Annotated in this window: 13 protein-coding genes; all 13 read left to right on the top strand. The window is 72.4% G+C overall.

Going from position 1 to position 11,623, the window contains the following annotated elements; all coding sequences use genetic code 11:
• Positions 1 to 238 precede the first annotated feature (238 nt).
• Positions 239 to 562, top strand: a complete 324-nt coding sequence (fliE, locus tag ACH65_RS14525; RefSeq protein ID WP_049623332.1) for a flagellar hook-basal body complex protein FliE — start codon at positions 239 to 241, stop codon at positions 560 to 562.
• 45 nt (positions 563 to 607) lie between these two features.
• Positions 608 to 2,305: a flagellar basal-body MS-ring/collar protein FliF gene (gene fliF / locus ACH65_RS14520; protein WP_049623331.1), complete on the top strand. Its 1,698-nt coding sequence runs from the start codon at positions 608 to 610 to the stop codon at positions 2,303 to 2,305.
• A 10-nt stretch (positions 2,306 to 2,315) separates the two neighbouring features.
• Positions 2,316 to 3,308: a flagellar motor switch protein FliG gene (gene fliG, locus ACH65_RS14515; RefSeq protein ID WP_202594223.1), complete on the top strand. Its 993-nt coding sequence runs from the start codon at positions 2,316 to 2,318 to the stop codon at positions 3,306 to 3,308.
• A gap of 244 nt (positions 3,309 to 3,552) precedes the next feature.
• Entirely contained in the window at positions 3,553 to 4,197 is a 645-nt protein-coding gene (locus tag ACH65_RS14510; protein ID WP_049623329.1) for a FliH/SctL family protein, read from the top strand.
• Positions 4,194 to 5,549 (top strand): flagellar protein export ATPase FliI, encoded by a 1,356-nt coding sequence (gene fliI, locus ACH65_RS14505; RefSeq protein WP_049623328.1) that lies wholly within the window; start codon positions 4,194 to 4,196, stop codon positions 5,547 to 5,549. Before ACH65_RS14510 ends, fliI begins: the two co-directional genes overlap by 4 nt.
• On the top strand, positions 5,546 to 5,992 hold the full coding sequence (gene fliJ, locus ACH65_RS14500; RefSeq protein ID WP_049623327.1) for a flagellar export protein FliJ: 447 nt from the start codon (positions 5,546 to 5,548) through the stop codon (positions 5,990 to 5,992). Before fliI ends, fliJ begins: the two co-directional genes overlap by 4 nt.
• 84 nt (positions 5,993 to 6,076) lie before the next feature.
• Entirely contained in the window at positions 6,077 to 7,333 is a 1,257-nt protein-coding gene (locus ACH65_RS14495; RefSeq protein ID WP_049623326.1) for a flagellar hook-length control protein FliK, read from the top strand.
• A 176-nt stretch (positions 7,334 to 7,509) separates the two neighbouring features.
• Positions 7,510 to 7,866 carry a hypothetical protein gene (locus ACH65_RS14490; protein WP_049623325.1) on the top strand — a complete coding sequence of 119 codons (357 nt, stop codon included), beginning with the start codon at positions 7,510 to 7,512 and terminating at the stop codon, positions 7,864 to 7,866.
• A gap of 526 nt (positions 7,867 to 8,392) precedes the next feature.
• The gene (locus tag ACH65_RS14485; protein ID WP_049623333.1) at positions 8,393 to 8,890 is read left to right on the top strand and encodes a flagellar basal body-associated FliL family protein; all 498 of its coding nucleotides are present in this window, start codon (positions 8,393 to 8,395) and stop codon (positions 8,888 to 8,890) included.
• A gap of 12 nt (positions 8,891 to 8,902) precedes the next feature.
• Positions 8,903 to 9,919 carry a flagellar motor switch protein FliM gene (gene fliM, locus ACH65_RS14480; RefSeq protein ID WP_049623324.1) on the top strand — a complete coding sequence of 339 codons (1,017 nt, stop codon included), beginning with the start codon at positions 8,903 to 8,905 and terminating at the stop codon, positions 9,917 to 9,919.
• Positions 9,916 to 10,260: a flagellar motor switch protein FliN gene (gene fliN / locus ACH65_RS14475; protein ID WP_049623323.1), complete on the top strand. Its 345-nt coding sequence runs from the start codon at positions 9,916 to 9,918 to the stop codon at positions 10,258 to 10,260. The genes fliM and fliN overlap by 4 nt, the downstream gene beginning before the upstream one ends.
• A 5-nt stretch (positions 10,261 to 10,265) precedes the next feature.
• Positions 10,266 to 10,646 carry a flagellar biosynthetic protein FliO gene (gene fliO, locus ACH65_RS14470; RefSeq protein WP_049623322.1) on the top strand — a complete coding sequence of 127 codons (381 nt, stop codon included), beginning with the start codon at positions 10,266 to 10,268 and terminating at the stop codon, positions 10,644 to 10,646.
• Positions 10,647 to 10,723: 77 nt separating this feature from the next.
• Positions 10,724 to 11,425, top strand: a complete 702-nt coding sequence (gene fliP, locus ACH65_RS14465; protein ID WP_425478308.1) for a flagellar type III secretion system pore protein FliP — start codon at positions 10,724 to 10,726, stop codon at positions 11,423 to 11,425.
• Positions 11,426 to 11,623 lie beyond the last annotated feature (198 nt).

Raw genomic sequence — 11,623 nt, 5'->3', positions numbered from 1 at the left:
GGGGAGCGAAACCCCCGGCCCACAGGGCCGGCCAAGGCAACGCCACACTTCGAACAAGGCATGACCGGCCTCCGATCTACGCAAGAGCGACAAGCAAGAGCGACAAGCAAGAGCGACAAGCAAGAGCGAGATAGCTACGCCCCCAGCACCCAGTTGCACCGCAAAAAAGCCTCCGCCCCCACTGGCACGCCTCGTGCTTCCCCCACCCCCGTACACCGTTCCGCGCCGGAAACCCGACATGAGCCAGATCGACGTCAACAACGTCCTGAACCAGATGCGCCAGCTCTCCGCGCAACTGCGTCCCGCCGAGACCGCCTACAAGGCGGACACCACCGGCCAGGCCGATTTCGGCGCGCTGCTCAAGCAATCGATCGCCTCCGTGGGGCAGAGCCAGATGGACGCAGGGCGCATGGCGGCGAGCTTCGAGCGTGGCGATGCGGGCGCGGACCTCGGCCGCACCATGGTGGCGGTACAGAAGGCGCAGCTCTCGCTTAGCACCGCCTCCGAAGTGCGCAATCGCCTGGTCGATGCGTACAAGGAAATCATGAGCATGACGGTCTGAGCATGCGGCCGCATCCGTCGCGCAGCACGATGAGTGGTCCGATCCATGGCTGACAACGCCATCGCCACCAACGAGGACAAGAACGAAGCCGCCGCCCGGCTCGACCTGCGCCAGCTCGCGCGCAGCCCGGCCTCGCGCCAGCTGCTGCTGCTGGTGGCGGTGGCCGCCGCGGTGGCGTTCGGCGTGGCGGTGGTGCTGTGGTCGCGCGGGCCGAGCTACGGGCTGCTCTACGCCGGGCTGGAACAGCGCGACGCCGCCGCGGTGACGCAGGCGCTGCAGGCCGGCAACGTGCCCTACAAGCTGGGCAGCGACGGCAGCTCGATCATGGTGCCGGCGGCGGACCTCGCCGCGGTGCGCCTCAAGCTCGCCGCGCAGGGGTTGCCGCAGGGCAGCGCCACCAGCACGCCGGTGACGGGCGCCGACTCGCCCTTCGGCATGAGCGACCTGGCCGAGCGCACGCGCTACCAGCAGATGCTGGAGACCGACCTCGCCAACACCATCGGCAGCCTGCAGAGCGTGCGCGCCGCGCGCGTGCACCTGGCGCTGCCCAAGCCCTCCGCCTTCATCCGCGACAACCGCCCGGCCAGCGCCTCGGTGCTGCTCACGCTCTACAACGGCCGCCAGCTCGACGCCGGCCAGGTGGCGGCGATCGTGCACCTGGTGGCCTCCAGCGTGCCGGACCTCGATCCCAAGCAGGTCTCGGTGGTGGACCAGCAAGGCCAGCTACTCACCACCAGCGATCCGGACAGCGCCACCGCCGTCGGCGACAGCCGCCTGCGCCTGGCCACGCGCATCGAGAACACCTACGCCCAGCGCGTGGAGGAACTGCTGACGCCGCTGGTCGGCCCCGGCAAGGTGCGCGCCCAGGTCTACGCCGACCTCGACTTCAGCCAGACCGAGAAGGCCAGCGAGACCTACGACCACGACCACTCTGCGTTGCGCAGCGAGCAGACCAGCAGCGAGCAGCGCACCGGCCCCGCCAGCAACGGCGGCGTGCCCGGCGCGCTCAGCAACCAGCCGCCCAACACGGTGGCGCAGCCCACCGCGGCGCAGCCGAACGCGGGGCAGGGGCGCGGCGCCGGCGCAGCCAGTGCCACCGCGCAGGCGAACACGCCCACCGACAACTCCTCCAGCGCCACGCGCAACTACGAACTGGACCGCACCATCAGCCACGTCACCGACCCGGCCGGCCGGCTGGCCCGCCTCTCCGTGGCGGTGGCGGTGGACAACAAGCTGGTGCGCGGCCCCAAGGGCGACACCGATGCGCCGTTCACCCCGCAGGAGCTGGCCCACCTCACCGACCTGGTGAAGAACGTGGTGGGCTTCAACGCCGCGCGCGGCGACAGCGTGAGCGTGGTGAACCAGCCGTTCCGGCCGATGACGACGAACGACGCCCCGGTCGAGCTGCCGTTCTGGCAGCGGCCCGGCGTGATGGACCTGATCAAGCAGGGCGCCGGCGTGCTGATCGCGCTGCTGATCGCCTTCGGCCTGCTGCGCCCGCTGCTCAAGGGGCTGCTGCGCGGCCCGGCGCAGCCGCAGCTGGCCGCCGCGGCGAGCCTACCCAGCGTGTCGGTGCGCATCGATGACGACGAGGACGAGCAGCCCGAACCCGACCGCCGCCTGGGCGCGCCGCCGGTGCAGGGCTACGAGCAGCGCGTGGGCCTGGCCAAGCGCATGGTGGCCGACAATCCCAAGCAGGTGGCGCAAGTGGTGCGGAACTGGGTGAGCGAAGATGGCGAATAACCCCGCCCCGATTTCCGGCGCGCAGCGCGCCGCCATCCTCCTGCTGACGCTGGGCGAGCAGGACGCCGCCGAGGTGCTCAAGCACCTCTCCGCGCGCGACGTGCAGGCGGTGGGCTCGGCGATGGCCGGCCTGACCCGGGTGTCGCGCGAGCAGGTGGTCGACGTGCTCGACCGGCTCAGCGAGGACATGGGCCAGCAGACCGCCATCGGTGTCGGCACCGAGGAATACATCCGCAAGATCCTGGTCAACGCGCTGGGCGAGAGCAAGGCCGGCGGCCTGATCGACCGCATCCTGCTCGGCCGCTCCAGCAAGGGGCTGGAGTCGCTCAAGTGGATGGAGAGCCGGGCCATTGCCGAGCTGATCAGCCAGGAGCACCCGCAGATCATCGCCCTGGTGCTGGCGCACCTGGAGCCGGACCAGGCCGCCGAGGTGATCGGTTACCTGCCGCAGCGCGTGCGCTCGGACGCGGTGATGCGCATCGCCACGCTCGACGGCGTGCAGCCGCATGCGCTCAACGAGCTGGACGAGATCATGGAGCGCCAGTTCAACGGCAACACCAACAAGTTGAAGTCGGCCAACGTGGGCGGGCTCAAGGCCGCGGCCAGCATCCTCAACGCGATGGAGACCAGCCGCGAGGCCGAGCTGATGGCGGCGATCCGCAACCAGGACGCCAACCTCGGTGGGCGCATCGAGGAACTGATGTTCGTGTTCGACGACCTCGCCGAGATCGACGACCGCAGCATGCAGGCGCTGCTGCGCGAGGTGCCCAGCGCGCGGCTGGTGGTGGCGCTCAAGGGCGCGGAGCCGGCGGTGCGCGAGCGCATCTTCGCCAACATGTCCAAGCGCGCCGCCGACATGCTGCGCGACGACCTGGACGTGGCCGGCCCGGTACGCCTGTCCGAGGTGGACGCCGCGCAGAAGGAAGTGCTCGCCATCGCGCGCCGGCTCGCCGACGCCGGCCAGGTCAACCTGAGCGGCAGCGGCGACGAGTTGGTGGCATGACGGCGGCGGCTGTCGCGGCGCTTGCCCTTCCCGGCGGTAGCGCCGCACCGCGCCGGGCACCGGCGCGGCCGGGTTCCTCCCTCGCCATGCTGACGCCGCATGCCGATCACGCCTCTGTAGGAGCGCGCCTTGCGCGCGAAAAGCCTACGCAGCGGCGACGGCATGGCGTTCGGTCGCGCGCAAGGCGCGCTCCTACAGCGCACCCGGCAGCCGTGAGCGGTGCAGGCGCGGCGGGGGCCCGGCGATGACCGTGAACCACGTGCTCAACCGCGAGGCCGCCTCCGGCTTCCAGCGCTGGGAGCCGCCGCAGATGGGCGAGCCCGCCGCGCCGCCGGCGCCGGAAGAGCCCCCGCGCCCCACCGTCAGCGAGCTGGAAGACCTCGAGCGGCAGGCGCGCGAGGAAGGCTACGCCGCCGGCCGGCGCGAGGCGCAGGCCGAAGCGGATCGCCAGCTCAAGGCGCGCCTGGCCGAGCTGGAGGCGCTGTACGCCGCCGCCGCCCATCCCCTGGCGGCGCTCGACGCCGCCACCGAGCAGGAACTGGCGCGGCTCGCGCTGGTGGTGGCGAGGCGGGTGATCGCGCACGAATTGCGCACCATGCCGGAGCTGGTGGTGCAGGCCGTGCAACAGGCCGCGGCGGCGCTGCCCTCGGCCAACCGCGCGCTGCGCGTGCGGCTGCATCCGGACGACGTGGCGCTGCTGCGCCGGCTCGATGCCGCCGAGTCGGACTGGCAACTCGTCGCCGATCCCGCCCTCGCGCGCGGCGACTGCCGCCTCGACAGCGGCAGTTCGCGCCTCGACGCGCGGGTGGAGACGCGCCTGGCCGCGGTGGTCGATGCCGTGCTCGGCCTCGACGCCGAGGACGACGGCGAAGACGAGGTCAGCGCATGAACCCCGCCGCCCGCCAGGAAGCCTGGCGCGAGCGGCTGGCGCGGCGGCGGCGCCGCGCCGAGGCGGCGCGCACGCTGGTGGTGGAAGGCCGCCTGCGCCGCGTGGTCGGCCTCACCCTGGAGGCCGAGGGCTGCGAGGCGCCGCTGGGCGCGCGCTGCCTGGTCGGGAGCGCCGACGGCACGGCGCTGGAAACCGAGGTGGTGGGCTTCGCCGACGAGCGCCTGCTGCTGATGCCGGTGGGCGAGCTGCACGGCGTGCTGCCCAACGCGCCGGTGCGCCCGCTGGCGCATGCCGGCGGTCTGCCGGTGGGCGCGGGCCTGCTCGGCCGGGTGGTCGGCGCCGACGGCCTGCCGCTCGATGGCTTAGGGCCGCTCGATGCCGACGAGCACGCCGCGCTCAAGCGCGAGCCGATCAACCCGATGGCGCGCAAGCCCATCGACACGCCGCTCGACACCGGCGTGCGCGCCATCAACGCGCTGCTCACCGTGGGCCGCGGCCAGCGCCTGGGCCTGTTCGCCGGCTCGGGCGTGGGCAAGTCCACCCTGCTCGGCATGATGACGCGCTACACCGACGCCGACGTGGTGGTGGTGGGCCTGATCGGCGAGCGCGGGCGCGAGGTGAAGGAGTTCGTCGAACACACGCTGGGCGAGGAAGGCCGCCGCCGCGCGGTGATCGTGGCCGCGCCGGCCGACGCGCCGCCGCTCGCGCGCTTGCGCGGCGCGCAGTACGCCACCGCCATCGCCGAGTGGTTCCGCGACCGCGGCCAGCGCGTGCTGCTGCTGATGGATTCGCTCACCCGCTACGCCCAGGCGCAGCGCGAGATCGCGCTGGCCATCGGCGAGCCGCCGGCCACCAAGGGCTACCCGCCCTCGGTGTTCGCGCTGCTGCCCGCATTGGTGGAGCGCGCCGGCAACGACGCCGAGGGGCGCGGCTCGATCACCGCCTTCTACACCGTGCTCACCGAGGGCGACGACTACCGCCATGACCCCATCGCGGATGCCTCGCGCGCGATCCTCGACGGCCACATCGTGCTCTCGCGCGACCTCGCCGAGGCGGGGCACTATCCGGCCATCGACATCGAGGCCTCGATCAGCCGCGTGATGCCGGCGGTGGCGCCGCGCGAGCAGCTGCGCGCGGCGCAGCGCTTCCGCCAGATCTACGCCGCCTATCGCCAGCAGCGCGACCTGATCGCGGTGGGCGCCTACCAGAAGGGCGCCGACCCGCAGGTGGACCAGGCCATCGCGCTGTGGCCGCGGCTGCGCGCCTTCCTGCAGCAGGAGGTGGACGAGCCGATGACGTTGGCCGACGGTATCGCCGCGCTCGTCGCCCTGGTCGCCGAGGCCAAGGCATGAGCGCGCGCGCCGACCGCCTGCAGCCGGCCGCCGACCAGGCTCGCCAGCGCAGCGACGAGGCGGCGCGGCAATTGGCCGCGCAGCGGCAGCGCCTGGCCAAGGCCGAGCAGCAGCTCGACGAGCTGCAGCGCTACCGCCGCGAATACGCGGTGGGCGAGGGCACCGGCGGGCTGACCGCCACCGCGCTGCTCAACCGCCAGCAATTCGTCGCGCGCATCGACCAGGCCATCGCGCAGCAGCTGCAGGAGGTCGAGCGCCAGCGCCGCCAGCTCGAGCCGGCGCAGCGCCGCTGGCGCGAGGCGCATGCGCGCGAGGCGGCGCTCGGCAGCGTGATCGACCGCTACCGCGAGCAGGACCGCCGCAGCGAGGAGCGCCGCGAACAGGCCGAGACCGACGAGCGCGCGCAGCGCCGGCCGCCGCCACGGGGAGGGCGCGAGCCGTGAGCACTCCGATGCGGCGGTCGCTGGCCCGAACCTTGCTCCGCCATCCCGTCGCGCCGCCCGCGACGATCGAATGACGAGGACACCATGCCCGCTCCGCTGCCCGCCAGCCCGACCCTGACCCCGCCCGCGCCGGCCGCGATCCCGCCGGCCGGCCTCGCCTCGCCGCACGCGCCGCGTGACGGGGGCGAGGCCGCAACCCGCTTCGACCGGCACCTGGACCAGGCGCGCAAGCAGCCCTCGCCGTCGTCGCCGGACGACGCCCGCGTGGCGTCCCAGCCCGCGGGGGCGCAGGACAAGGCACCGGCAGCGGGCGGGAACGACGCGCCGGCCACGGATGGCGATGCCCGCGCTGGCGATGCGGCGACGGTGCCGCCGGCCGTCGCGGGGGCGGCTGCCACGCAACATGGCGAGGCGCGCCGCGCGGTTGACGCTCGGGCCGACGACGGTTCTCCCCAGGACGATGCGGCGGAGGCCGACGGCGATCCCGCCGCGGCCGTGCCGATGCTGCCCGCCGCCATGCTGGCGCTGCTCGGGCAGGCGGCGCCCACTGCGCTTTCCTCGGCCACCGGCGGTATCGCCAAGGTGATGTCGGCGATGCTGCTCAAGACCACGGCCGCGCACGTCGCGGCGAACGGCAAGGCCGCTGGCGCCGCGATGGACGACACGCTGTCGGCCGCGGGCTCGGCCGACGGGGCCGCGGTGGACGAGGGCGGGCTGTCGGGCATGTCCAATGCCCTCGGGACGTCGGAGGTGCCCGCCGCGGCGACCTTGTCCCAGTCGTGGTTCGCCGCGGCCGGCGTCGGGACAGTGCCGGCGCACAAGGCGTCGGAGGCCGCCAGGGGCGCGGACCTCACCGCGCTGGCCGCCGCGCCGCTGCAAGCCATGCCGGCTGCCGCAGCGCCGGCCGCGATGCCGCACCTGCTCACCGCCAACAACGCGGCGGGCACGCCCGCCTTCGCGCAGGAACTCGGCCAGCAGGTGGCCTGGCTCGCCGGGCAGGACGTGAAGCAGGCGCGCATCCGCCTGCATCCGGAGGAACTGGGCGCGCTCGAGGTCAAGCTGAACGTGACGCACGACCGCGTGGACGTGAGCTTCGCCGTGCAGCACCCCGCCACCGTGCACATGCTGCAGCAGACGCTGCCCCAGCTCGACACGCTGCTCGCCCAGCAGGGCTTGTCGCTGGGCGACGCGCAGGTGGGGCAGCAGGCGGCACACCAGTCGGCGCCGCAGGGGATGCCGGGCGAATCGGCAGGCGAGGGCGTTGGCGAAGTGGCGGAGGAAGGCGGTGCCCTGCCGCCGCTGTCCGCCGCCGGCAGCGGGTTGCTGGACGCCTTCGCCTGAAGCAATCCGGGCGGATCGGTTGGCCTGCCGTGGGGTGAACGCCCGCGCGCGGCCGGTCAGGAAGGGTTGAGGGAGGGCGTGCAGAATCCGCCGTCGCACGGCTCCCGACCGGCGCGGCAGGCCGCCCGGGAGTGTGGAGGTTCGTGCTCCCGCAACCGGATCCCTGGAGGCTTCGCATGTACAGCCGTCACCTCACCCTGCTTGCCATCGGCCTGGCCGGCCTTGGTGCCCTGGCCGTGGCCCACGCCCAATCCCGCCAGAGCGAAGAGCGCCGGCCCGTCGGCGGCGTGTTCGGCATCGCGCGCGACGCGGTGCGCGGCGGCCTGGGCATCGCCTCGGATGCCACGCGCGGCAGCTTGGGCGTCGCCTCGGACGCTACCCGCGGTGGACTGGGCGTGGCGGGGCAGGCGGCACGCGGCGGTCTCGGCGTGGCCGGCGAGGCTGTCCATGGCGGTCTCGGTGTTGGCCGCGAGGTTGTGGGCGGTCGTGAGGACGAGGAGCACCGGCGCCCGCTGCGCCGCGAAGGCTGGTAAGCCACCAGCCGCATCGCCGTCGCGGAACGGCCCTGCTCGGCGTTCCGCGATGGCGAGCTGGCTTTATGCCGCGTCGTGAACGGCGCGGCGAGGCGGGGAGCAGGCGATAAGTGGAGGCGTGTGGCGCGCCGTAGCAGCGTTGCGCACGCACCACAGGTCCGCTGCCATGTCATGTCCTGAAGAACGCCCCGCGCAGCACGGCGCCACGGCCATAGCGGCACTGTCGCTGCGCGGTTTTTTTCGAGCTCGCCTTTGCCCCATTGCCCCGGCATGCGTGCGCCGAGGTTCATGGCGACCGATGCGCCGCTCCGCGACCGCGCCCGAAATCCGCCAAGTCTCCTCGCCGCCGGATTCATGTCGCGCCGGCTCGCCGCCGCGCGTCAAGAAAGCGCCGCGCGCGCGCTCTCGTGCCCGCGAACCGCACCACGCCGTGCCTGCGGTGGTATGGCATGCGGCTTGCTAAACCCCATGCCGAGACGCGGCGATGCTCGCCGCGGCGCATGCAGGGCACGAGGACGAGGTATTCATGGCTCAGGCGGAACAGGCGGCGGGTGCGCCCGCGGGCGGCAGGCGTTCGCCGCTGGTGATCATTCTGGTGGTGGCGCTGCTGGCGGTGTCGGGCGTGTGCGGCTATGCGCTGTACGCCCTGCGCGGTCACGGCGGCGCGCAGGCCGCGAGCGCCGAGGCCGCGCCCAAGCTCTCCGCGCAGGAGCTGTACCTGGCCATGGACCCGCCCTTCGTGGTGAATTTCCGCGACGGCGACGCGATCCGCTTCCTGCAGGTGGGCGTGAGCCTGATGTCGCACGACCAGGCCGCGCTCGACGCCGCCAAGGGCGCCGACCCGGTGGTCCGCGACGCCCTGGTCAAGCTCTTCAGCAGCAAGGACTACGCCTTTTTGAGCGACGCCGCCGGCAAGCAGAAGCTGCAGGCCGAGGCGCTGGCGGCGGTGCGCGGCATCGTGCAGGCGCGGCTCGGCCGGCCCGGCGTGGACGCGCTGTATTTCACCTCCTTCGTGATGCAGTGAGGCGCTGAGGCCGTGAGCGACCTGCTCTCCCAGGAAGAGATCGACGCGCTGCTCGACGGCGTGGAAGGCGGCGCGGTCGAGACCGGCAACGACGCGCCGCTGCCGCCCGATTCGGTGCTGCCCTACGACTTCACCCAGCAGGACCGCATCGTGCGCGGCCGCCTGCCAACGCTGGAGATGGTCAACGACCGCTTCGCGCGCTACTTCCGCACCGCGCTGTTCAACGTGCTGCGCAAGACCTGCGAGGTCTCGGTGCTGGGCGTGCGCATGCTCAAGTTCGCCGAGTACGTGCACGGCCTGGTGGTGCCGAGCAACCTGAACCTGGTGCGCATCAAGCCGCTGCGCGGCCACGCGCTGGTGGTGTTCGAGCCGCGCCTGGTGTTCAGCGTGATCGACAACTTCTTCGGCGGCGACGGCCGCTACCACGCGCGCATCGAGGGCCGCGACTTCACGCCCACCGAGAACCGCGTGATCCAGATCATGCTGACCGAGCTGTTCGGCGCGATGGTGGAGGCGTGGGCGCCGGTGCTGCCGCTGGAGTTCGAGTACCTGAACTCCGAGATCAACCCGCAGTTCGCCAACATCGTCAGCCCCACCGAGACGGTGGTGGTGTCGCGCTTCCACGTGGAGCTGGACGGCGGCGGCGGCGAGATCCACCTCACCCTGCCGTACGCGATGGTGGAGCCGATCCGCACCCTGCTCGACGCCGGCGTGCAGAGCGACCGCGTGGACCGCGACGACCGCTGGGCCGAGCTGCTGCACGAGGAAGTGCTCGATGCCGAAGTGGACCTGAGCGCGCTGCTGCTGGAACTGAAGCTCTCCATCGGCGACTTCCTGCAACTTCGCCCCGGCGACGTGATCCCGGTGCAGCTGCCCGAGCTCACCACCGTGTTCGCCGAGGACGTGCCCGTGTTCCGCGGCCGCTACGGCGAGGCCAACGGCCGCAACGCCGTGCGCTACCAAGCCCCTACCGGCCGGCGCGAAGTGCGCCTGACCGGCGACCTTGCCACAGAGAAGACCTCCGCATGACATCCAACGACGGCCTTGCCAACGACAGCTCCGAACGCCTCGCCTTCGACACCCTGAAGGGCGCGGCGGGCGAGGGCGCCGAGGTCAACCTCGACATGATCCTGGACGTGCCGGTGACGCTGGCGATGGAGGTCGGGCGCACCCGCATCAGCATCCGCAACCTGCTGCAGCTCAATCAGGGCTCGGTGGTGGAGCTGGACCGCGCCGCCGGCGAGCCGCTGGACGTGTTCGTCAACGGCACCCTGGTGGCCCACGGCGAGGTGGTGGTGATCAACGAGAAGTTCGGCATCCGCCTGACCGACGTGATCAGCCCCGCCGAGCGCGTGCGCAAGCTGCGCTGAGCGCGATGACGATGCTGGCCTTGCTCGCCCCGGTCGCCGCGGCGCCGGACCTCGACGTCGGCGGCGAACTGCTGCGCGTGGTGCTCGGCCTCGCCGCCATCGTGGCGATGATCTTCGCCGCCGGCTGGCTGAGCCGCCGCCTGCAGGCGCGCACCATGCCCGGCGGGCGGCGCATCCGCTGCGTGGAGACGCTCGCCGTCGGCGCGCGCGAGCGCGTGCTGCTGCTGGAGGCGGACGGCAAGCGCCTGCTGGTGGGCGTGGGGCAGGGGGGGCTGCGCACCCTGCACGTGTACGAGGGCGCGGCGCCGGCGCCGGCCGAGCCCGCGCCGCCGGTGGTGCCGGCGCTGTCCTTCGCCGAATTGCTTGGCCGCTGGAGGCGCAAGTGAAGCGCTGGCGCTGGCTGTTCGCGCTGGTGTGGATGCTGACGCCGCTGGCCGCGTTCGCCTGGCCCGACGCGCCGGCCATGCCGTCGCTGCCGTCCGGCCCCGGCGGCATCCCCGTGCTGAGCGTGCACAGTGCGCCGGGCGGCGGGCAGAACTGGACGCTGTCGCTGCAGCTGCTGCTGCTGATGACGGCGCTCACGCTGCTGCCGGCGGCGCTGCTGATGATGACCAGCTTCACCCGCATCATCATCGTGCTGGGCTTCCTGCGCCAGGCGCTGGGCACGCAGTCCACGCCGCCCAACCAGGTGCTGCTGGGGCTGGCCTTGTTCCTCACCCTGTTCGTGATGTCGCCGGTGCTGGAGAAGTCCTACGCCGACGGCGTGAAGCCGTACATGGACGGCCAGCTCGGCGCCGAGCAGGCGCTGCCCGCGGCCAGCGCGCCGTTCAAGCGCTTCATGCTGGACCAGACGCGCGATGCGGATTTGCAGCTCTTCACCCGGCTCGCGAAGGAGCGGCCCTATGCCGACAAGAGCGCCGTGCCGTTCCGCGTGGCGATGCCGGCCTTCATCACCTCGGAGCTGAAGACCGCGTTCCAGATGGGCTTCCTGCTGTTCATCCCGTTCCTGATCATCGACCTGGTGGTGGCGAGCGTGCTGATGTCGATGGGCATGATGATGGTGTCACCGGTGATCATCTCGCTGCCGTTCAAGATCATGTTGTTCGTGCTGGTGGATGGGTGGACGTTGCTGATCGGCACGTTGGCGGGGAGTTTCTACACGTGAGGCCCCGTCATGCCGGTCATGCCGGGGGGAGCGCCGTGTCGGCGGCCGGAAGGCGCGAGCTCGCGATGCGGCTTGCCGCTTTGGCTCCCACTCCCGATGGGGGAGAGGGTTTGGGTAAGGGGCGGGTGCTCGCGGGAACGCGGCTATCTCGCTCGTGGTTCTGTGTTGTCGAAACCTTGCCGGCCTTTGGCCGGTGTT

The organism is Frateuria defendens, from assembly GCF_001182895.1.
In the GTDB taxonomy this organism is placed as follows: Bacteria; Pseudomonadota; Gammaproteobacteria; order Xanthomonadales; family Rhodanobacteraceae; genus Frateuria_B; species Frateuria_B defendens.
The sequence above is the reverse complement of the archived record's forward strand: the minus strand, read 5'-3'. Positions and strand labels throughout refer to the sequence as shown.